Source organism: Bradyrhizobium cedriense (assembly GCF_054602315.1).
In genome coordinates, this window is sequence record NZ_JBTSWB010000004.1 from 594,038 (window position 1) to 613,107 (window position 19,070).

The window sequence follows — 19,070 nt, forward strand, 5'->3', positions numbered from 1 at the left end:
GCGCAGGAAGAATCGGCGCCGGCCGTGCTAACAAGCCGCTCGCCGCGCCTTCGCGCGAGCCAAAATCATTGGCACACCAATGATCGCCGCGCCGCAAATGGCGCTCGTGCCCGGGAGAGGACATGTCCGACATCGCCGAGATCCCGGTCGATGAGCAGGAGCGCCCGCTGCCGCCGCCCCCGGCGCCGGTGAGAAGCGCGCTGACCGACGGGCCGATCCTGCGCACGCTGCTCTCCCTCGCCTGGCCGAACGTGATCGGCTTATCGGCCGGCATCTGCGTGGTGATTGCGGAGACCTCCTATATCGGCCGGCTTGGTGTCGAGGCGCTCGCGGCAATGGCGCTGGTGTTTCCCACCGTGATCCTGACCATGACGATGTCGGGCGGCGCCATGGGCGGCGCGGTCGCTTCCGCCATCGCGCGCGCGCTCGGTGCCGGAGATCGCGAGCGCGCCGGGACGCTCGCTGTGCATGCGATCCTGATCGGCATCAGCTTCGGTCTGGTCTTCATGCTGGGCATGCTGATCTTCGGGCCGCGCGTTCTCGAAATGCTCGGCGGCCGCGGTGATGTGCTGACGCATGCGGTCGCCTACACACAGGTGTTCTTCGGCGGCGCGGTGCTGCCCTGGCTGCTCAACACCATGGCGGGCGTCTTGCGCGGCACCGGCAACATGAAGCTGCCGTCGTTCCTGATCCTCAACTCCGCGGTCTGGCAGATCGTGCTCGGCGGCACGCTCGGCCTCGGACTCGGCCCGGTGCCGCAGCTCGGCATGCGCGGTGTCGCCGCCGGCGCGCTGATCGCCTATTCCATGAACATCGGCATCATGGGCTGGTACCTGTTCTCGGGCCGCGCCCGCATCGCCTTGCAGCTGAGGGGCTTGCGCGTCCAATGGGCGATGTTCTTCGACATTCTCAAGGTCGGCGCCATCGCCTGCTTCTCGCCGCTGCAATCGGTGCTGACGATCTCGATCTTCACCCACATGCTGGCGAAGTTCGGCACCGCGATCCTCGCCGGCTACGGCATCGGCGCGCGGCTCGAATTCCTGCTCACCTCCATCGCATTCTCGTTCGGCATCGCCTGTGTGCCGATGGTCGGGATGGCGATCGGAGCGGGCCGCATCGCGCGCGCCCGGCGCATCGCCTGGATCGCCAGTGTGGCCGCGTTCGTGGCGGTCGGCGCACCGGCGTGCCTGGTTGCGATCTTCCCCGATCTCTGGGTCAACATTTTCACCGACAGCGCGGCCGTGCGCGCGGCGAGCCGTCAATATCTCTCGACGGTCGGCCCGTTCTACGCCTTCTTCGGCCTTGCAACGACGATGTATTTTTCATCGCAAGGCGCCGCGAAGGTGATCGGACCGGTGCTGGCACAGACCGCGCGGCTGATCTACATCGCAGCGATCGGATGGTGGCTGTCGACCCACGACGCCACCGCGCAGAGCTTCTTCTGGCTCGCCGCCAGCTCGATGGTCGTGCTCGGCCTGCTCTCGTGCTCCAGCGTGGTGCTGACCCGCTGGGGACCGCGCGAGACGAAACCTGCGATCAGGCCGGCGCTGTCGGCTGTCGACTAGCGATGCTTGCGGCGGCGATGGCCGTCGCCGCCGACATTGGCAAGTCGCATCAATTGCGGGATCATCGCTATCATGTCGCCGCCCCCGGTTCCGCCGAGCATGCCCATGACGTCGCCGCCACCCATGCCGCCGAACCCGGCCGGCATAGTGCCGCCGCCCATCGGCGTGTAGCCGCCGTAGTTCGGCGCACCGAATCCGCCGCCCCAATTGCCGCCACTGAGGCCGCCGCCGTTCTCCATCATGCGGATCATCATCGGGCCCATGGTCTGCATCAGCATGGCAAAGCGGCGCTTGCCCATCTTCGCCTTCATCATCTCCAGCATCGGAGCCATCTGGGTCATCATGTCCTCGCCGCCGGCGCCTCCGCCGAAGCCGGCGAACTGCGCCTTCGCGGGCGAGCTCGCGACGCAAAACAGCAGCAGCACGGCGGCTGCCTGGCAGATCACCTTGTCCGCACCTCTCATGGCATGCTCCTCGCGTGCGCGGCTCCGCCGGGAGAGCGGAGTCAACCGGACGCACACCATGATGGTTACGGCAGGCGAGTAAGCCGCTCTGTGAGAAGGATCACGATGCTGCCGGCGGAAAAGTCATGCCGCGGTCGAGCCGGGGCACGACGGCGAACGTGCGGTGAAGGCTACCGTCCTCACAAGCAAACCGCCTCGACATTGTTGCCATCGGGGTCGATCAGGAACGCCGCATAATAGGTCGGGCTGTAATCCTTGCGCGGCCCGGCGCCGCCATTGTCGCGGCCGCCGCTCTTCAACCCTTCAGTGTGGAACACCTTCACCGCGTCATGATCCTTGGCGCGAAACGCGATGTGGACGCCGTCGGCCTTGCGGCCCCTGTTCAGGTGCAGCCACAGCGCCGGCTCGCCCTTCGGCCCGAAGCCGGCATAACCATCGCCGCTCGAGCACAGGACGTAGCCGAGCGGCGCCAGCACTGCAGTGTAGAAGCGAGTGGCGGCGTCGAGGTCGGCAACACGCAATCCGATATGGTCGTACATGTTCGTCTCCATTGCAAAGCGCGCCGCGATGGCGCGCGCCGGAGACGATCGTAGTCAGTTGAGGGCAAGCTGCTCTTGGAGAATCTTGCGCTGTCCCTTCGAGGCCTGGCGGAACCTGGTCGGCGATACGCCGGCGGCACGGTGGAAGGTGCGGACGAAGTTGGAGAGATCGCCGAAGCCGACGTCGTAGGCGATGTCGGTAATCGCGATGTCGTCATCGGTGAGCAGCCGCGCCGCATGCCGGAGCCGTGAGCGCACCAGGTATTGATGTGGGGTGACGCCCAGCACGCTTGAGAACAGCCGCAGGAAATGAAACGGGCTGAGGCCTACCTGCCGCGAAGCCTGTTCCAGGTCGACGTCGCCAACCGAATTGCGGTCGATCCAAAGCGCCGCCTCGACCGCGCGGCGGCGGTCGCGCGCGGTGGGCGTGGCAGGCTTGCGCGTCTTGCCTGAGACAACGTCAATGAAGCGGCCGGCCAGGATCTGGCCGATCTCGTCGAGACCGAGGTCGCTGTTGCCATCTGCTGCCGTTTGCGCGAGCTCGCCCAGCACCATCAGCTCTGGCAGCGGCGGCGTCGCGCCGACTCGCCAGACCTCGCGACGTCCGCCTAGTTCGTCGACCATGGCCTCACTGAGGAAAAAGGACAGGCAAACGTCGCCGGCCACGTGCTCATGCGTGCAGGTGTATTCCTCACCGGGGGCGCCGACCAGCATCGAGCCTGCCACGAGCTCAAAGAACCCGGCGCGGCAACGGCAGCCGAAGCTGCCGGACCGGACATAGGCGATGGAATGGCCGGTGCGGCATTCGGCAAACGGCGTGTCGTCCGGCCCCGCATCGCAGCGAAATTCGGAGACCGTCATGGATGGTGTCGTCAGCAGTGTGGTCGCGTCCATGCCGCCTATCTAAGTAGGCGCGCGGGGCGGAGCAACGGGCAGCAGCACCTCGAACAGCGTCTTGCTGGCGACGGGATGGGCGCCTTCGAGCGCCAGCAGCCGTCGCTTGGAGACCACGCCGCCATAGGGCGAAAGACGGTCGGTGTAATTGCCGGCCTCCAACACCCGGTGGCAGGGCACGATCAGCATGTAGGGATTTTTGGCGATCGCCTGTGCCACCGAATGCACGGCGCCGGAGGCGCCCAGCGCCTTGGCGATGTCGTGACAGGTGCGCGTTTCCCCGCGCCGGATGGTGCAGGTGTACTCGTAGACCCGCCTGTTGAAGCCGGGCACCCCACCGGCGTCCAGGCTGACGTCGGAGAAATCGGGGTCGCTGCCTTGCAGCAGGGCGACGATCCCCTCGATCGCAAGCTCGGCGTTTTCGGAGGGCCGCTGCTCCCGCGCCTCGCGATGGGCATGGAAAATGCGGCGACGGGTGTCGATCTCCCGCGCCTCCGGCAATTGCACGGCGACTACGCCGCTGCTGCTCCAGATGATGCCACAGCGCCCTATGGCCGTGTCGAATATCGCGTAAGCACGCCCCACCATGCACACGCCCCACTCAGTGCACGTTTCGCTCCAGACACGTGATCATAACACCGCCACAATCCGGCGCACGTGGAATCTTACTCGAAAATCAACAAGCGCGAGGCCGCCCGCGCCAAAGCGCTTGGCGGGACGCGCCGTCTCGGCTAATCAGGGGATGCGCGGAGCGCAATCCGCGGGCGTAGTTCAATGGTAGAACGGCAGCTTCCCAAGCTGCATACGAGGGTTCGATTCCCTTCGCCCGCTCCAATTCACGTGCTGGACAGGGGGTTGCGGGCATTTTGGACGAGAGTTTCCCGTCTTTTGGGAAGCTTGGTACAACGCTTGTACAAAATCTCAGCCAAGGCGGGTCGAAACCCGAATTTTGATCGGGGGCCAGACCTAAACGTCTGTCACAGAAGCGCTTCGGGATCCGCTCCGCTTTCCGGCGAAGCATCGCGCGTTGTTGTCTGCATGGAATCGATGCCGAAGTTACGGTGAGCTTGTTGACGGAATTGACGGCCGAGCGAAGCAAAGCTCGGCCGAAAAGATCGCGAGAATGCGAGAATGCGTGTTCGCCGTAACGCATGCCGATGTCCCGCATGAAGCTGCGCAGCCCGATCGGCCCGGGTCATGACGTCGTGAGGTCCTGACCGATCGGACGCCATGCGCGCGGCACTAGCTGCAGCTCAGGGGCAATGGCCGGCCGGGATGCAACTCGTACCAGTCATAGCAATCGGGATAGGCGCCGTAGAATCCATATCCGGGCCGGCCGTAGCGGTGAAATGCATGCTGGCGGAAACCGCCGGTATGACCGACGAAGCCGAGGTGCTCGCCGCCGAACCGGGCGCCGCCGAATCCTCCCGCGTGGCCCATGCCGCCGAAATGTGCGCCGCCGCCAAAGCCCGCATGTGCGCCGCCGCCGAAGCCGCCGTGGCCGCCGCCACCACCGCCGTGCGCGTCGGCCGCGCCGATCGCCAGCGTCGAAGCGAGTGCTGCTGTTGCCAGAATCATGATGGCTCGTTTCATGGAAAGCTCCTCTCGTGTTGAGCTGCCCGGACATCCTGGAAGCCGCTGACGCATCTTGCTGCGCGCGAGGCTGCTGATGACTGGGCGTGTGATGCAAGAGAGGTAGGAGCGATGCACGGCAATCCAACTGAATTCGGCGTCAATATATCAGTTCACTACTCACGAAGGTCGACACACGACGCGCAGTGGCGGCGTGCGCGCGAGGAGCGGACTGAATGGACCAGCCCGCTCCCTGTCATTCGATGTGCGGCGGCCGGCGGCGTCATCCGCCCGGACGGGCCAGCGCGATCAGAAGCTGCCGGTGCCCGGCTCGCACGGCACGTTGTTGCCGGTCCACGGCGCGGTGGCGAAGGCACCGACGCGCGGCGCCGGAACGCAGGTGCGTTCGCTGGGATAATACAAGGGCGAGCTCGTTGCGGCCGTGTCGACCGCCACGGCGGGCTCGCGCACGACGCCGTGATGCTCGCGCGCCATTACGGGCCCGCCGAGCATTGCGGCAGCAATCAGTCCCATCGACAACAGTTTGGACGTGGTCATTCGCTCTCTCCATTGATGAACATCAGGCCGAACCAAGCCGGCTCGTGATCGAAGTGTGTACGATCGGGTGCGATCCAAACGCACGAATTGCTCACTCGCGTTCAACGGCGTGTGAGCCGATGCAGCGTCGCAACCACGATCGTGCGAATGCACAAGGTTCGTGGCTCCTGAAACTACAGCGCGTGCGCTAAGGGCATATGTTCGATCCAATGCAGCTCGCAGCGGAGCCCGCAAGATGATCGAGACAATGGCAACACGCTTCATCCCTGCGTTGGCGTTGCTCGTGAGGCGAGCAGTCCGCAACATGAACTGGAATTCAATGGCAGCGCCAGCGCCGCAAGCCTATCTCACACCACAGCGAGCAGTCGGCATCAGGCGACCTCAGGGCCGCGGGTTCGGTGCGCGCGGTAGCCGAACATGACGCCGCGCGCCGCTGAACCCACGCTTCCTCACCGCGCGCCAAGACGCTGCGCGGAACGTGGAGCGAAGATCATGAACCGAATTCTCCTGATCGAGGACGACGCCGAAACCGCCGAAGCGATAGTCGCCGAGCTCGCCGATCGCGGCTTCGAAGTGCAATGGGCCGGCGACGGTGTCGATGGTCTCGACCGTGCCCGCGCCTCGAGCCCGGACGCCATGATCGTCGATCGCATGCTGCCCGGCATGGACGGGCTGACCGTCATCGAGGCGCTGCGCAAGGATCAGGTCAGGACGCCCGTGCTGGTTCTCAGTGCGCTCGGTGCGGTGGATGACCGAGTCCGCGGATTGCGCATGGGCGGAGATGATTATCTCACAAAGCCCTTTGCGCTGGTCGAGCTGGTCGCGCGGATCGAGGCGTTGCTGCGCCGTCCAATCGATAGCCGCGAGACCATTCTTCATGTCGGCCCGCTTGAGCTCGATCTGATCGACCGGACCGCGCGGCGTGGTGAGCGCGAGCTTGACCTCTTGCCGCGCGAATTTCGCCTGCTCGAGTACATGATGCGCCGGAACGATCAGCTGCTGACGCGTGCAATGCTGCTCGAGGAGGTCTGGAACTACAAGTTCGTTCCGGCGACCACGAACCTGATCGACGTACATATGGGGCGGCTTCGCCACAAGGTCGACGGTCCCGGAGAGGCGCAGCTCATCCACAACGTTCGAGGCTCCGGCTTCGTCCTTCGACTGCGGCAATAGGGGCGGACGATGCGCCAGCTCCAGTTGATCCGCTCCAACACTTTCCTTTGGGCTCTGGCCGTGGCGGCTGCGTTCGCGCTGTTCGTGGTCGGACTGTTCGCGTTCATCTACTGGAAGCTCGACAACTATCTGGTCGCGCGATCCGATCGCATGATCACCACGCAGATTCATTTCATCGCAGATCTGCCGCCGGCTCGCCGCGTCAGTGCGATCTCGGATCACCTCCAGCAGGATTCCAGGGGTGTGCAATACGCAGGACTGTTCGATGCCGCCGGCAACAGGCTGGCCGGCAACATCGACCATTTGCCGCACAGGCTCGGGCTGGACGGCTCAGTCCAGGGCGTGCGGCTTGATCTCGGGGGAAGACCGGCATTCCAAGTTCCAGTCGTCAGGGCGATCGGCAGACGTCTCGATGGAGGCGATGTCCTGGTGATGGGGCGGAACGTCGACGAGACGCGCGAGATATCGAGCGTCGTGGGTGAGGCGCTGGCTCTGGGGCTGCTGCCGGCCTTCAGCCTCTGCCTGATGGCTGGAGTCTGGTTGAGCGTCCGCGCCCAACGGCGCGTCGAGGAGGTCAACCAGCGGGTCCAACGGATCGTGGCCGGCGAGCTGCGCGAGCGGCTTCCCGAGGGCAACACGGACGATTCCTTCGCGCGGCTGGCCAGCATCGTGAACGGCATGCTCGACGAGATGGAGGCCATGATCAATGCGCTTGCCGGCGTCGGAAACGACATCGCTCACGACCTCAGGACTCCGCTCACGCGCGTCCGCCTGGCACTGGAGCGCGGGCGAACGCATGCCGTAACGTTGGAAGAACTCCAGGAGATCGTGGACAAGGCCATTGCCGGCATCGACCAGTCGCTCGCAATCGTCACTGCCTTGCTGCGCCTGACCGAGATCGAGAACAGCCGCCGCATGGCCGGATTTGGCGACGTCGCGCTCGACGAGATCCTTCGGGAGGTGTGCGACCTCTATGAGCCGATCGCCGAAGACAAGCGGATCGCGCTCGGTGTCGTCATCGAGCGCAATGTGCAGGCGTGGGGTGACCGGGACCTGCTGTTCGAGGCAGTCGCCAATCTCGTGGACAATGCCCTTAAGTTCACGCCGCCAAACGGGCGGGTGGAGCTCGCGCTGGAAGCGCAAGATGGCACCGCGCTGGTGCGCGTGAGCGATACCGGGCCCGGCATCGGCGAACAGGAGCGCGAGGCGGTGCTGCGGCGGTTCTATCGCTCGGAAAAAATGCGCAATACGCCAGGCGTCGGTCTCGGACTGAGCCTGGTGGCCGCGATCGTCAAGCTGCACGGCTTTCGGCTGATCATTGGCCCCGGGCGCGGAGGGCGGGTCGAGATCCTTGCCTGGACCGGCACGACGGGCAAGTCCACAACCCGCGGGTTCAGGACATTGCAACATGCAAGCGCCGATCAGATGGGATGAGCCGGATGACACGCGAAGCTTTCGATATCGATCAACCAGCCTGGAACATAGGAGGGGCAGATGCAGACTAGCCACGAAGTTGCGAACCGCCGTCCCGTTGCCGTGCCGGACACAGCGGTGTCGGCGCCGTTCCTCAGTGCGTATTCCGCCGCCATCCGGCGCTACGACCTGCTCGAGTCGGGTCAGGAGCAGCAGCTGGCACGCCGCTGGCAGGAGACGCGGGACCGCAGCGCGTCGGATGCGCTCGTCACCAGCCATCTTCGGCTCGCAGCCAAGCTGGCGCGAGGCTACAAGGGATACGGCTTGCCATTGGTCGATCTGATCGCGGAAGCGAATCTCGGCCTCGTGATCGCAGCGTCACGCTTCGAGCCAGGCCGCGGCGCGCGATTCTCCAGTTATGCGGTCTGGTGGATCAAGGCCGCCATTCATGAATACATCCTGCGGTCCTGGTCCCTCGTCAAGATCGGGACCACGGCCGCGCAGAAGAAGCTGTTTTTCAAGCTCCGCAGCGAGATCAGGAAGACCACCGGCAGCGTGATGGCCGGGCTTACACCCGACGTCGTCGAGGTGATTGCCGGCAAGCTCCAAGTCACCGCACGTGACGTGATCGAGATGGACGCGCGGCTGAACGGCGACTTGTCCCTGAATGCGCGCGTTGGTGACGAGGACGGCGGAAGCGAGCTGGAAGCCTTGCTGGTCGATGGGGCAATCGATGCCGAGACGGTGCTGGCCGACCACGAGCAGACCGAGCGGCGCGCCAAGGCCTTGCGTGTTGCGCTGGGCGGACTTGCGGCGCGGGAACGTCGTGTCTTCGAGGCACGGCGGCTGACCGAGTACCCTGCCACGCTCGACCAACTGGCCCGCGAACTGTCCATTTCCAGCGAACGTGTCAGGCAGATCGAGATTCGCGCCTTTGCCAAGGTCAAGCGGGCGGTCGTGCTCGCCGCGCAGGACGTGCCGCGCGGCCGCATGTAACCTCTGAATTCGATTTCACTTGGACCGAGGTCCGATCGTCATCACTTGTCCGACGATCTCGCGTCATTTGCTCCAGGCAGGCCACCATGGGAATTGTTCGCTTTGCGCTGCGGCTTCCGCACACATTCTACGTGCTCGCCGCGCTGATCCTGTTCCTCGGCGGCATCGCGATCCGCTCGATGCCCACCGATATATTCCCGGAGATCCGGATCCCCGTCGTCACGGTCATCTGGAGCTACACCGGCCTGTCGACGCCGGAGATGGAGCAGCGCGTCAGCACCTACAGCCAGTATTCGATCAGCGCCAACGTCAGCGGCATCAAGAATATCGAGGCGCAGACCCTCAACGGCCTCTCGGTTCAGAAGATCTACTTCCAACCGGACGTCAATCTCGATCTGGCGATCTCTCAGATCGTTTCGGCCACCAATGCGATCCGCGCCTTGATGCCGCCGGGCATCCAGCCGCCGATCATCGTGCAGTTCAATGCATCGAGCGTGCCGGTGCTCCAGCTCAGCCTCCAGTCGAACAACCTCAATGAGCAGCAACTCTACGATTTCGGCATCTACCGGGTCCGTCAACAGTTGGCACCCGTTCCTGGCGTGACCCTGCCAACGCCTGCCGGTGGCAAGTATCGCCAGATCATGGTCGACATCGATCCGAACAAGCTGCTGTCGCGCGGATTGACGCCGCTCGACATCGTCAACGCGGTGAACACCCAGAACCTGACGCTGCCGACCGGCACGACCAAGATCGGCGACACCCAGTACACCGTTCGCACCAACGCGACGCCAGCCACGATCCAGGATCTCAACATGATCCCGGTCAAGTTCGCGAACGGGGCCACGATCTTCCTGAAGGACGTCGCCCAGGTCCGCGACGGCGCCCAGGTCCAGCAGAACATCGTGCGCGAGGACGGCCACCGGGCCGTCCTGCTCAGCATCATCAAGAACGGAAATGCCTCAACGCTCGCTGTCGTCAACGGCGTGAAGGCGGCCCTGAAGTCGATCCGCGCGTCGGCCCCGGCGGGGTTGAAGATCAACGAGCTGTTCGACCAGTCGATATTCGTCACTCATTCGGTCGATGGCGTACTGCGCGAAGGGGCCATCGCGGCTGGTCTGACGGCGCTGATGATCCTGGTGTTTCTGGGATCGTGGCGGTCGACGCTGGTCGTCCTGATCTCGATCCCGCTGGCGATGCTGTCCTCGCTGATTGTCCTCTATTTCCTGGGCGAAACCCTCAACACGATGACGCTCGGCGGCCTCGCGCTTGCGGTCGGCATTCTCGTCGACGATTCGACGGTGACGATCGAGAACACGCACCGGCTCTGGACCGAGGAAGGCATGCCGCTGTCGGAGGCGACCCTGCACGGAGCCGCCGAGATCGCGGTGCCGACGCTGGTGTCGACACTCGCGATCAGTTGCGTGTTCACCTCGGTCGTGTTTCTGGAGGGCCCGGCCAAGTACCTGTTCACGCCGCTCGGGCTCGCCGTGGTGTTCGCGATGCTCGCGTCCTACGGGCTGTCGCGCACGCTCACGCCGATCACCATCGGCCTGCTGCTCAAGAGCGAGCGGCGCCATGGCGAGGGCGAACGCCCGTCGGGCATCTTCGCGCGCGCCTCGGACATGTTCGAGCGCGGGTTCGAGCGCCTGCGCGATGGCTATTCCGATCTTCTATTGGCGTTGCTGCGGCATCGCGTCGTCGTGCCCGTTGTCGCCGTGCTGGTGCTGGCGCTCGGAGCCACCATGTTCGCCTATGTCGGCAGGGACTTCTATCCTTTGATCGACGGTGGCCAGATCCAGCTCCATGTTCGCGCGCCCGCAGGCACTCGCATCGAGCGGACGGAAGCGATTTTCCAGGCTGTCGAGGACAAGATCCGCGAGGTCATTCCCGAGCGCGACCGGGCGCTGATCGTCGACAACATCGGACTCCCCGCGCGGGCCTACAATCTCGCATTCACTGATGGCTCGACCATCGGGGTGAACGACGGCACCATCCTCGTCTCGCTGAAGGACGGGCACAAGCCGACTGCGGATTACATCAGGAAGCTGCGGCAGGTGCTGCCGACAGCATTCCCGGAGGATACCTTCTACTTCCAGGCGGCCGATATCGTCACGCAGATCCTGAACTTCGGTCTTCCAGCGCAGATCGATGTCCGCACGGTCGGTTACGGCAACAACAACCTGGCCGTGGCCAAGGAGCTGCAGAAGAGTCTCGCGGCGATCCCCGGCGTGGTTGATGCACATCTGCAGCAGGAAGTGGATGCTCCCGCGCTCTACGCCGACATCGACCGTACCCGCGCCGCGCAGCTCGGCCTCAATGCGAGCACGGTGGCGACCAATATCAATGTCAGCCTCAGTTCGTCCTCACAGGTCTCGCCGAATTTCTGGACCGATCCGACGTCAGGCATCCCCTATTATCTGGCCGTGCAGACGCCCGAATACAGGGCCAATTCGCTAAACGCGTTGGGCAACACGCCAGTGTCGGCCTCGCTTGCCGCAAGCGGGCAGACGGTGCCCGGCCTGCTCAGCAATGTCGCCACCTTCAAGCGGGGCACCGTTCCCACCAACTCGAACCAGGCCAATGTGCAGCCGGTGTTCGACGTCTATGCGAGCGTCCAGGGCCGCGATCTCGGCAGCGTCGCGGCCGATATCGACAAGGTGACGTCAACCCTGCAGAAGCAGCTGCAGCCAGGCAATTCGATTCAGGTTCTGGGACAGATCCAGAGCATGCATCAGTCGTTCCGCGATCTCGGGATCGGACTGCTGTTTGCGGCCATCCTGGTTTATCTGCTGATGGTCGTGAACTACCAGAACTTCGGCGATCCCTTCGTCGTCATCATGGCGCTGCCGGCGACATTCTGCGGCATCGTGACGATGCTGTTCATCACCGGGACCACGCTGAACGTACCTTCGCTGATGGGCGCGATCATGGCGATCGGCGTTGCCTCCGCTAATTCCATCCTGCTCGTGACGTTCGCGCGTGACGAGCAGTTGAAGGGACACTCGGCCTTCCAGGCGGCGCTCAGCGCGGGCCGGACGAGGATCCGGCCCGTGCTGATGACTGCGGCCGCGATGATCGTGGGCATGATCCCGATGGCGATTGGCGGCCCGGGCGAGGAACAGAATGCCGCGCTCGCGCGGGCGGTCATCGGCGGGCTGCTGTTCGCAACCCCGACCACCCTGCTGATCGTGCCTTATCTCTTTGCCATGCTGCGCAAGGGCAACGACGGCAAGCCTCGCCACGGCGTATTCGAGGAGCAACCTGAATGAGTGATGTTCGCGCAAGGACCGATGACGAGGGGACGAGAGGTCGCCCGGGGACAGAGAGCCTCCGGGTCGTGGAGTTGCCTGGTAACAACGCGCAATCTGGACGCCGTTACGGTGGCGCGCTGCTCGGGGGAGGTGCGCTCCTCCTGCTTGCGGGCGGCCTCGGTATCGGCGGGTGGCGACACTACGAGGCCACACGTGACGTTGCCGCTGTGGCGGAGCAGGTCCGGACCAACGTTCCGGAAGTCCGGGTGGCGACAGTCAAGCCAAGCGGCGACATCATGAAGGTGAGCTTGCCGGCGACGACGACTGCGTTCGAGGCAGCCAACATTTTCGCGCGGACCAGTGGCTATATCGAGAAGCGCTACGTCGACATCGGCGATCGGGTCAAGAAGGGCGATCTCCTCGCGGAAATCACTGCGCCGGAGCTTGACCAGCAGATCGCGCAGGCGCAGGCGACGCTCGCCCAGGACCAGGCTGCGCTTCAGCAGGCGCAGGCGAGCCGGGAGCTGGCCGACGTCACCAATTCGCGGGATAGCAATCTCGTCAAGCAAGGCTGGTTGACGGCACAACAGGGCGACAATGACCGCCTCACCCTGCGCGCGCAGCAAGGTGCGGTCGGCGTCGCCCAGTCGAACATCGCAGCGCAGGAGGCGCAGATTCGCGTCCTCCAGCAGGAGAAGGCTTACCAGCGGGTGGTGGCGCCGTTCGATGGCGTGGTCACCCAGCGCAACGTGGACAATGGCAGCCTGGTGCAAGCAGGTTCCACCTTCATGTTCACGATGATGCATTCCGACGTGGTCCGAACCCAGGTGTTCGTGCCGCAGGACGAGGCGTTCGGAGTCGAGCCGGGCGTCAAGGCGGACATCCGCGTCCCCGAGATTCCGGGGCGGACGTTTGCAGGCAAGGTCACGCGGATCGCGACCGCGCTGCAGCCTGGGAGCCGGACCCTGCTGACCGAGATCGACGTCCCAAATCCCGATGGCCTGCTCAGTCCCGGGATCTATTGCACCGTCGAATTGTCAATTCCGCGCAAGACGCCATCGGTGACAATTCCGTCCGACGCGCTCGTCTTCGATCAGAACGGCCTCCATGTCGTAGTCGTGCGGAACGGCACGGTTCGATTTCAGCAGGTGTCGATCTCCCGGGACTTCGGGACCACGGTGGAAGTGCGCGACGGCGTGCGGGCCGGCGATCATGTCGTGCTCAATCCGGCAGTTAATCTGGCAGAAGGCAGCAAGGTCGCCGTTCGCAAGATCGAAGCCAGCTAGGGACAGCGAAGATGATACGGATCGTGTTTGCAACGGTGATGGCTCTGCTGCTCGGCAGTTCTCCGGGCGAGGCACAGGTCGCAACGACCGGCAGTACGGCAATGGATCTGCCGACAGTGCCGGGCGCGATCGTGGTCTCGCCGCTCAACAGTCCGGGGCCGTTTTCCGCGACGACCGTGTCGGGCGCGCCTGATACGACGCTGGCGCCCGTTCCGCTCGCGAACGATCCGACGATGCCGGGGACAGTGGTCGTCTGCGCCCCACCGTCGTCATCACCAATGCCGGTGCCGCCGACTCCGGTCGTATCGCCCACGGGCCTTCCAACCCCGGGCATAGCAGCTCCGATCCTCCCGGTCACGGGACAGAACAGCAGCTCAATCGGGACGATTTCTGCGACGGCGCCGGCAGGAATAGGTGCGACGGTGGCGTGCAGCTCGATGTCGGGAGGGCAAGTGACGAGCGCTTCGTCCTTGCCGTTGTCGATTCCGCAGGTGGCTGCGCCCCCCCCACCCGGCACGATCCTGGCGGATACCAGCGGCGCCGGCGGCACAGGGATAGACCCGAATGCCGCCGTCGTGCCGAGCCCAAACAGTTCGGCTTGCGCGCAAGGCGTCTCGATGAGTCTGGCCTCGCCTGCGACAGTGTTGCCGGCCAACGCCTCGGGCGCAGCGCCAACGCCGGGCGTGTCGCCGATCCTGCCGCCAGGATGCTGAAGCTTCGATGCCGCCCAGAGCCTGTCGTCGAGAGCCCTGGCACGCAAAGTCCAAAGAATGGGTAGTTGCGGCCGGCTACCGGCATCGATGTCATCGGCCTCGGTTCGAAGCCGGCAGGGTGCGCCGCATGGCGCGGTCGCACTCCCGGGTTGCGGACACCATCATCTGCACCTGCCAGGGACGCAGGATACTCGATTCGGGTGCCTGGTCATCGATGCCAGTTGCTGTTGTGAATGTGACCTGCGGCGAATACGGGTGCAGCGCCACCCGGCCGCTCAAGGCCCATTCGACCGGCGGGCGTCAGCGCGCCACCGTTCAGCACGTCGCGATCGGGATACATCGATGCAAACGTGGCGGGCTCCTGATCGGCGAAGGACCAGGCTGCAGATGCGGACGATAGCGTTGTCGTTGAGATCAGCGCCGCTGCGATCAGAATCTTGAATGCACTCATAGCGATTCTCCACTGTCTTCTCTGTGCGGAGAGTCGTTTGGCGATGATCGCTGCTCGGCTGGTGGCGTTTCCGAAGATTGTTTTGATGATGGTTATGTAGGTCGTCAGAGCAGAAAGTCCCGCTGGATCTGCATCACACTTGCGGGAAGGTTCTGTCACCGTTGTCAGGATTCTCGCGCGCTTGTGCGTGGTCAAACGCGTCCGGTGTCCGCTTCTGGGAGGCAGGTAGTTCGAACACATGGAGTGTGAGCAATGAGATCATTCGCTGTTGTTTGTATCCTCGCCAGCGTTGCGCTCTCGGGCGCTGCGTCTGCCCGCGGTGGCATGGGATCGCATATGTCGATGCAGAGCGGCGGTACGCTCGGTACGAGCGCCGCTGCGCCGGGAACGAACTCGCTGGGCACTGCGCTTCCGTCGTCCGACGGTGGCGGCCACGCGATGAAGGGGCCGTTGCTCGGCACAGACCCGACCATCACCAAGGACGACGCCCGGCTAGACAAGATGCTCGAGGGATCGATCTGCCGCGGCTGCTGAACGGCACGTCCTGCAAGACGGAGCTGGACGGTCGCGCAGCCTGTCGTCAGCCTTGCGTGAAGAGGCCTTCGAAATAAGGACGAACGTACGATCAGTCTGTCGAGCCCGCGGGCGGTTCTCAGATTGCACGAAATCTTTCGAGAAGGCCCGTAAGCGGCAGATGAGCCCTGCGCTGATCGGATCAGCCGGAACGTGCCTTCGCGAAATTGGCGTTGGGTTTCAGAAGATCGCGGTCAGGATCGCCGGCTAGAAGCAACGTGCACCGCTCACAGAACGGGCCGAGTGGTCGGTCGGCGGGGTGGTTTTCGCATTGCAAGGAAAAGCGATGAATCAATCAGGCAATCTGCCGCGTTCGGGACTCGGCTCGCTGGTGCTGATTGCGGCCGTCATCGGAGGCGGCGCTGCCGCATTCGCCTACACGGCTGGGTGGCTCTCGCCCGAGCGCCTGACGCCGGAGCGGATGATCGCGGCGCTGACGCCACCGAGCGGCGCACCGCTCGGGCACCGGCGAAATCATGCGAAGGGGATCTGCTTCACCGGCGTGTTCGAGGCGAACGGAAACGGCGTGGAGCTCTCGACGGCCAAAGTCTTTGAGCGAGGCGCGTATCCGGCCCTGGGCCGCTTCAATCTCGGCACCGCGGATCCGAACGCCGTCGACGCGACCGTGCGTGTGCGCGGTCTGGGATTGCAGATCGCCGCGGCAGACGGCGAAGAGTGGCGGACGGCGCTGATCAACCCGCCATTCTTTGCAGTGTCGACGCCGCAGGCATTTCACGACCTGCTGATTGCATCCGGAAAAAAGGATCCGGAGGCAATGAAGAGGTTCATCCAGGCAAATCCGGAATTTGCCGCTTTCGCGGCCTGGGCCAAGACGGCGCCCTGGACAGCCAGCTATGCGGAGGAGCCGTACCACGGGCTCAATAGCTTCATCTTCACTGATGCCAGGGGCGGCGAGCGCACAGTGCGATGGTCGCTGCTCCCGACGGCGCAGGTCGTTCCGATATCGCAAGCCGAGCTGGAAAAGCGTGGCCCGGATTTTCTCGAGCAGGAGATAACGGAGCGCATCCGCACCGCCGGCCCGCAGCGCTGGACCATGGTTACGACGGTCGCCGATCCCGGTGACCCGACCGCGGACCCGAGCAAGGCCTGGCCCGAAGGCCGCCGGACGGTGCAGGTCGGAACGCTCGTCGTGCAGCGGATCGAACAGGAGCGGGATGGGCCTTGCCGCGACATCAACTTCGATCCGACCGTGCTGCCGCAGGGAATCCGGGTGTCTGACGATCCTTTCCCGGCTGCGCGTTCGTCGGTCTACCGCAAATCCTACGATTTGCGTGCGGCCGAAGCCAACGACTATCCGCGAACCGGGACCGCCAAGCCATGAGCAATACTCTCCGTCGTTTCGCCTTGAGTCAGCGGGTCCTGCACTGGCTGATGGCAGTGTGCATCATCGCCATGCTCTTCATCGGCGTCGGCATGGTGTCCACGGTGACGCCGGCATATCTACCGCTCATCCTGATCCATAAGACGCTCGGCTTCGTGCTTCTGGTCCTCGTCGTGATCCGGCTGGCTCTGCGGCTTCACTACGGCGCGCCATCATTGCCGGCCGATCTTCCGCCGGCGATCAAGCAGGGAGCGCGATTGTCGCATCTGTTGCTCTATTGCCTCATGATCATCATGCCGCTACTGGGGCTCGGCATGCTTTGGGCGGCGGCCTACCCGGTTGTCCTGTACGGCGGGATTCACATTCCGGCGTTGCTGCCGCAAAGCGACGGCGTGCACACGTTGCTGTGGAATGCCCATTTCTATCTGGGCTTCGCATTCTTTGCCCTCGTGCTGCTGCATCTGGCGGCAGCGCTGTTCCATGCATTGGTCCGCCGCGACGGCGTCTTCGGGACGATCGCACTCTTTCCTCTACGGAACGTGACACCGGAAGAATGAGCGCTTCACGCGCCGGCGAAGCGCGCGGCTGAATTTTTCAACCTCGAACAAGGATGACGACAATGACCAAAGCGGACCTCCAAAGCCCGACGGATCTCGGGGCCAATGCAAACCGGGACGTTCCGGCAGCGCTGAGAGCGCTGCTGGCCGATGTCTTCGCGCTGTACCTGAAGACCAAGAACTTCCACTGGCACATGTCGGGTAGGCATTTCCGCGACTATCATCTCCTGCTCGACGAGCAGGCCGAGCAGATCTTTGCCATGACCGACGATATCGCCGAGCGGGCGCGCAAGATCGGCGGAACGACACTGCGCTCGATCGGGCAGATCGCGCGCGAGCAGCGCATTCTCGACAACGACGCCGACTATGTCGATCCGCAGGACATGCTGGCCGAGTTGCGCAGCGACAACCAGCAGCTGACGCGGGAGATGCGCCGGGTCCACGAGCTCTGCGACGATTACGGCGACGTTGCAACTGCAAGCCTGTTGGAAAACTGGATCGACGAGACGGAGCGGCGGGTCTGGTTCCTGTACGAGACAGGCCGAGGCGGTCCGAACCCGTAAGCACTGGGTATGTCATGCGGCCGGAAAGCGCCGGCCGATCGTTGTGACGGCGCGGAAGTGGGGGCGCCCCCTCGCTTCCGTGGATTGCCGGCTCATCGCCCTCAAGCTGATCGAGCAGACTCCACGCCGGGTCCAGATCGTGCGGATGAAAAATGCTGCTGCATCCTCGAAAGATGACCGGAGGCAGATCTCTGTACGCTTGACGGAATTCGTGACCGGCAGACCGGCCCTACGTACAAGGATCAAGCCATGACGGGTATGTCGAACTCGAAGGGCGTGGCTCGGAAGGGCCATTCGCGCAATCGCCGGAAGTGTGAGCCATGATGACAGCTTCGACATTCACGCGGCACCGGGAGATCGCTTGGCGCGGCGGCCGCACGACATCGACGTCGCGGTTGGTCGCCGAGGAGAGCGCCATCGCGCTCACCTACAACGGGTCGACCCATGCGGTGATGATGGGGACGCCGGCCGATCTGGTGGATTTCGGTGTCGGCTTCAGCCTCACCGAGGGAATCATCGAGCGCGCAAGCGAGATCAGGTGCATCGAGCTGATCTCGAACGAGCTCGGCATGGAAGTGCGGATGTGGCTCGATGGCGACCGTGCTACGTCCCTGGCCGAACGTCGCCGCGCCATCAGCGGTCCGGTCGGGTGCGGACTATGCGGCATCGAAAGCCTCGAACAGGCACGCCGAGCGCCGCCGCGGGTCGAGGGCCGTGACATTGCTTTTCACGCACGGGACCTGCTCGACGCCATGCAGGCGTTGTCTCCTCTCCAGACGTTAAATCAACAGACGAGGTCCGTTCACGCGGCGGCCTTCTGGCATCCTCGCACCGGGATCACCCTGGTCAGGGAGGATGTTGGCCGGCACAATGCGCTCGACAAGCTCGCCGGGGCAATTGTCCGCGACGGCAGCTCTGCCCGCGACGGCGCGGTGTTGCTGACGAGCCGCGTGTCAGTGGAGATGGTGCAGAAGGCCGCGATGATCGGGACGCCGATCGTCGTCGCCGTTTCGGCGCCGACCGCGCTTGCCATCCGGACCGCGAACGAGGCGGGAATCACGCTGCTCGCCGTCGCCCGCGATGACGGATACGGCGTGTTCACGCATTCACGCCGCGTTCTGCTGCCTGAAGAGGCCGCGCTGAGTCCGGTCTGCTGACCT

The 19,070-nt window shown here is 64.3% G+C and carries 19 protein-coding genes and 1 tRNA gene; 13 read left to right on the forward strand and 7 right to left on the reverse strand.

What is annotated here, in order from left to right; genetic code table 11:
* The first annotated feature begins 122 nt into the window (after positions 1 to 122).
* Complete coding sequence (locus tag ACYCVF_RS19405) at positions 123 to 1,565, forward strand: MATE family efflux transporter (RefSeq protein WP_459598978.1); 1,443 nt, start codon at positions 123 to 125, stop codon at positions 1,563 to 1,565.
* Here ACYCVF_RS19405 and ACYCVF_RS19410 read toward each other — a convergent pair.
* The 4 genes from ACYCVF_RS19410 to ACYCVF_RS19425 all read right to left on the reverse strand — a co-directional run bounded on the left by ACYCVF_RS19410 (position 1,562) and on the right by ACYCVF_RS19425 (position 4,050).
* Positions 1,562 to 2,029 (reverse strand): hypothetical protein, encoded by a 468-nt coding sequence (locus ACYCVF_RS19410; protein ID WP_459598980.1) that lies wholly within the window; start codon positions 2,027 to 2,029, stop codon positions 1,562 to 1,564. The two genes, ACYCVF_RS19405 and ACYCVF_RS19410, sit on opposite strands and share 4 nt — an antisense overlap.
* 179 nt (positions 2,030 to 2,208) lie before the next feature.
* The gene (locus ACYCVF_RS19415; protein ID WP_459598982.1) at positions 2,209 to 2,568 is read right to left on the reverse strand and encodes a VOC family protein; all 360 of its coding nucleotides are present in this window, start codon (positions 2,566 to 2,568) and stop codon (positions 2,209 to 2,211) included.
* A gap of 54 nt (positions 2,569 to 2,622) precedes the next feature.
* A complete protein-coding gene (locus tag ACYCVF_RS19420) occupies positions 2,623 to 3,462 on the reverse strand; it encodes a helix-turn-helix transcriptional regulator (RefSeq protein WP_459598984.1) in 840 nt (279 codons plus the stop codon).
* Positions 3,463 to 3,471: 9 nt separating this feature from the next.
* A complete protein-coding gene (locus ACYCVF_RS19425) occupies positions 3,472 to 4,050 on the reverse strand; it encodes a methylated-DNA--[protein]-cysteine S-methyltransferase (RefSeq protein WP_459598986.1) in 579 nt (192 codons plus the stop codon).
* Positions 4,051 to 4,222: 172 nt separating this feature from the next.
* Here ACYCVF_RS19425 and ACYCVF_RS19430 point away from each other — a divergent pair.
* Positions 4,223 to 4,296 (forward strand) — tRNA-Gly (locus ACYCVF_RS19430).
* Between the two features lie 408 nt (positions 4,297 to 4,704).
* Here the strand turns inward: ACYCVF_RS19430 and ACYCVF_RS19435 are convergent.
* Positions 4,705 to 5,055 (reverse strand): hypothetical protein, encoded by a 351-nt coding sequence (locus ACYCVF_RS19435; protein WP_459598988.1) that lies wholly within the window; start codon positions 5,053 to 5,055, stop codon positions 4,705 to 4,707.
* A gap of 288 nt (positions 5,056 to 5,343) precedes the next feature.
* Positions 5,344 to 5,592, reverse strand: a complete 249-nt coding sequence (locus ACYCVF_RS19440; RefSeq protein WP_459598990.1) for a hypothetical protein — start codon at positions 5,590 to 5,592, stop codon at positions 5,344 to 5,346.
* Positions 5,593 to 6,084: 492 nt separating this feature from the next.
* On the opposite strand from ACYCVF_RS19440, the gene ACYCVF_RS19445 reads away from it, so the two are divergent.
* The 6 genes from ACYCVF_RS19445 to ACYCVF_RS19470 all read left to right on the forward strand — a co-directional run bounded on the left by ACYCVF_RS19445 (position 6,085) and on the right by ACYCVF_RS19470 (position 14,424).
* A complete protein-coding gene (locus ACYCVF_RS19445) occupies positions 6,085 to 6,765 on the forward strand; it encodes a response regulator transcription factor (RefSeq protein ID WP_459598992.1) in 681 nt (226 codons plus the stop codon).
* Positions 6,766 to 6,774: 9 nt separating this feature from the next.
* Positions 6,775 to 8,199 (forward strand): sensor histidine kinase, encoded by a 1,425-nt coding sequence (locus ACYCVF_RS19450; RefSeq protein WP_459598994.1) that lies wholly within the window; start codon positions 6,775 to 6,777, stop codon positions 8,197 to 8,199.
* A gap of 60 nt (positions 8,200 to 8,259) precedes the next feature.
* Positions 8,260 to 9,174, forward strand: coding sequence for an RNA polymerase sigma factor RpoH (gene rpoH, locus ACYCVF_RS19455; protein ID WP_459598996.1), 915 nt, complete (start codon positions 8,260 to 8,262; stop codon positions 9,172 to 9,174).
* An 86-nt stretch (positions 9,175 to 9,260) separates the two neighbouring features.
* Positions 9,261 to 12,443 (forward strand): efflux RND transporter permease subunit, encoded by a 3,183-nt coding sequence (locus ACYCVF_RS19460; protein ID WP_459598998.1) that lies wholly within the window; start codon positions 9,261 to 9,263, stop codon positions 12,441 to 12,443.
* Positions 12,440 to 13,711 (forward strand): efflux RND transporter periplasmic adaptor subunit, encoded by a 1,272-nt coding sequence (locus ACYCVF_RS19465; protein ID WP_459606594.1) that lies wholly within the window; start codon positions 12,440 to 12,442, stop codon positions 13,709 to 13,711. The genes ACYCVF_RS19460 and ACYCVF_RS19465 overlap by 4 nt, the downstream gene beginning before the upstream one ends.
* A gap of 11 nt (positions 13,712 to 13,722) precedes the next feature.
* On the forward strand, positions 13,723 to 14,424 hold the full coding sequence (locus ACYCVF_RS19470) for a hypothetical protein (protein ID WP_459599002.1): 702 nt from the start codon (positions 13,723 to 13,725) through the stop codon (positions 14,422 to 14,424).
* A gap of 208 nt (positions 14,425 to 14,632) precedes the next feature.
* Here the strand turns inward: ACYCVF_RS19470 and ACYCVF_RS19475 are convergent, their stop codons facing one another.
* Entirely contained in the window at positions 14,633 to 15,070 is a 438-nt protein-coding gene (locus ACYCVF_RS19475) for a hypothetical protein (protein WP_459599004.1), read from the reverse strand.
* 57 nt (positions 15,071 to 15,127) lie between these two features.
* On the opposite strand from ACYCVF_RS19475, the gene ACYCVF_RS19480 reads away from it, so the two are divergent.
* From ACYCVF_RS19480 to fdhD, 5 genes are all read left to right on the forward strand, one after another.
* Entirely contained in the window at positions 15,128 to 15,409 is a 282-nt protein-coding gene (locus ACYCVF_RS19480; protein WP_459599006.1) for a hypothetical protein, read from the forward strand.
* Positions 15,410 to 15,734: 325 nt separating this feature from the next.
* Entirely contained in the window at positions 15,735 to 16,790 is a 1,056-nt protein-coding gene (locus ACYCVF_RS19485) for a catalase family peroxidase (RefSeq protein ID WP_459599008.1), read from the forward strand.
* Positions 16,787 to 17,347: a cytochrome b gene (locus ACYCVF_RS19490; RefSeq protein ID WP_459599010.1), complete on the forward strand. Its 561-nt coding sequence runs from the start codon at positions 16,787 to 16,789 to the stop codon at positions 17,345 to 17,347. Before ACYCVF_RS19485 ends, ACYCVF_RS19490 begins: the two co-directional genes overlap by 4 nt.
* A 62-nt stretch (positions 17,348 to 17,409) precedes the next feature.
* The gene (locus tag ACYCVF_RS19495) at positions 17,410 to 17,910 is read left to right on the forward strand and encodes a Dps family protein (protein ID WP_459599012.1); all 501 of its coding nucleotides are present in this window, start codon (positions 17,410 to 17,412) and stop codon (positions 17,908 to 17,910) included.
* Between the two features lie 320 nt (positions 17,911 to 18,230).
* A complete protein-coding gene (fdhD, locus tag ACYCVF_RS19500; RefSeq protein ID WP_459599014.1) occupies positions 18,231 to 19,067 on the forward strand; it encodes a formate dehydrogenase accessory sulfurtransferase FdhD in 837 nt (278 codons plus the stop codon).
* The last annotated feature ends 3 nt before the right edge of the window (positions 19,068 to 19,070 follow it).

Excerpts from the sequence above, each read along its gene's own strand:
- ACYCVF_RS19410 (WP_459598980.1), bottom strand. The coding sequence starts at position 2,029 with ATGAGAGGTGCGGACAAGGTGATCTGCCAGGCAGCCGCCGTGCTGCTG.
- fdhD (WP_459599014.1), top strand. The coding sequence starts at position 18,231 with ATGATGACAGCTTCGACATTCACGCGGCACCGGGAGATCGCTTGGCGC.
- ACYCVF_RS19405 (WP_459598978.1), top strand. The coding sequence starts at position 123 with ATGTCCGACATCGCCGAGATCCCGGTCGATGAGCAGGAGCGCCCGCTG.
- ACYCVF_RS19490 (WP_459599010.1), top strand. The coding sequence starts at position 16,787 with ATGAGCAATACTCTCCGTCGTTTCGCCTTGAGTCAGCGGGTCCTGCAC.
- ACYCVF_RS19465 (WP_459606594.1), top strand. The coding sequence starts at position 12,440 with ATGAGTGATGTTCGCGCAAGGACCGATGACGAGGGGACGAGAGGTCGC.
- ACYCVF_RS19420 (WP_459598984.1), bottom strand. The coding sequence starts at position 3,462 with ATGGACGCGACCACACTGCTGACGACACCATCCATGACGGTCTCCGAA.
- ACYCVF_RS19445 (WP_459598992.1), top strand. The coding sequence starts at position 6,085 with ATGAACCGAATTCTCCTGATCGAGGACGACGCCGAAACCGCCGAAGCG.
- rpoH (WP_459598996.1), top strand. The coding sequence starts at position 8,260 with ATGCAGACTAGCCACGAAGTTGCGAACCGCCGTCCCGTTGCCGTGCCG.
- ACYCVF_RS19480 (WP_459599006.1), top strand. The coding sequence starts at position 15,128 with ATGAGATCATTCGCTGTTGTTTGTATCCTCGCCAGCGTTGCGCTCTCG.
- ACYCVF_RS19495 (WP_459599012.1), top strand. The coding sequence starts at position 17,410 with ATGACCAAAGCGGACCTCCAAAGCCCGACGGATCTCGGGGCCAATGCA.
- ACYCVF_RS19440 (WP_459598990.1), bottom strand. The coding sequence starts at position 5,592 with ATGACCACGTCCAAACTGTTGTCGATGGGACTGATTGCTGCCGCAATG.
- ACYCVF_RS19435 (WP_459598988.1), bottom strand. The coding sequence starts at position 5,055 with ATGAAACGAGCCATCATGATTCTGGCAACAGCAGCACTCGCTTCGACG.
- ACYCVF_RS19425 (WP_459598986.1), bottom strand. The coding sequence starts at position 4,050 with ATGGTGGGGCGTGCTTACGCGATATTCGACACGGCCATAGGGCGCTGT.
- ACYCVF_RS19460 (WP_459598998.1), top strand. The coding sequence starts at position 9,261 with ATGGGAATTGTTCGCTTTGCGCTGCGGCTTCCGCACACATTCTACGTG.
- ACYCVF_RS19485 (WP_459599008.1), top strand. The coding sequence starts at position 15,735 with ATGAATCAATCAGGCAATCTGCCGCGTTCGGGACTCGGCTCGCTGGTG.
- ACYCVF_RS19470 (WP_459599002.1), top strand. The coding sequence starts at position 13,723 with ATGATACGGATCGTGTTTGCAACGGTGATGGCTCTGCTGCTCGGCAGT.
- ACYCVF_RS19415 (WP_459598982.1), bottom strand. The coding sequence starts at position 2,568 with ATGTACGACCATATCGGATTGCGTGTTGCCGACCTCGACGCCGCCACT.
- ACYCVF_RS19450 (WP_459598994.1), top strand. The coding sequence starts at position 6,775 with ATGCGCCAGCTCCAGTTGATCCGCTCCAACACTTTCCTTTGGGCTCTG.